The sequence below is a fragment of the Psychromonas sp. Urea-02u-13 genome, from assembly GCF_002835995.1.
Taxonomy (GTDB): Bacteria; Pseudomonadota; Gammaproteobacteria; order Enterobacterales; family Psychromonadaceae; genus Psychromonas.
Genome location: NZ_PJBZ01000239.1, coordinates 1 through 608, shown reverse-complemented (window position 1 = coordinate 608; position 608 = coordinate 1). Strand labels below are relative to the sequence as shown.

1 protein-coding gene is annotated in these 608 nt (G+C 38.0%); it reads right to left on the bottom strand.

What is annotated here, in order from left to right; all coding sequences use genetic code 11:
- A partial coding sequence (locus CXF74_RS21595) for an ISAs1 family transposase (RefSeq protein WP_157822526.1) occupies window positions 1–608 on the bottom strand: 608 nt, incomplete at both ends.

The following is a 608-nucleotide window of genomic DNA, read 5'->3' as shown; positions in this document are numbered from 1 at the left end:
ACTTTTGCAATCGGCTCTGGTTTCCTTTGACAGGTAAAAGATAATCACCGCCTTTATCTACTATTTTTTTTGCTATTTTGGTCTGACACCCCATGGCATCTATCGTTATAAGGCATCCACGAATATCAAGTAAGTCCAATAACATGGGAATAGCCGTGATCTCATTGGATTTTTCATTAGTTTTAACTTGCCCCAAAACCACCGAGTTAGCTGATGCAAAAGCGCTGACCATATGGATACTGTCTGTTTTATTTTTCTTCTTAAAAGAACCTTTTAAGGTTTTCCCATCAATGGCAATAATGTCACCATGCGTCATTTCACAGCAACTTTGCATCCATTTAGCAAAGCTCTTTTGGAACTCTTTCGGCTGTATTATTTGGAATATTCGTGAAATGGTATCATCGGATGGTATACCCTGTTCGAAAGGTAAATACTGTCTTAACCAATCTAATTTATTATGACCAAAGTCTTCTATTTCCTCCCAGCCTTCACAGCCAGATATGACGGCTGTGATAGCCAAGAAAAGCACATCAATTAACTCATGCTGTACTTTACCTGGTTGACGAAAATCACGAATTATAGAGAGTTGATTTATTAACGTTTCTTGG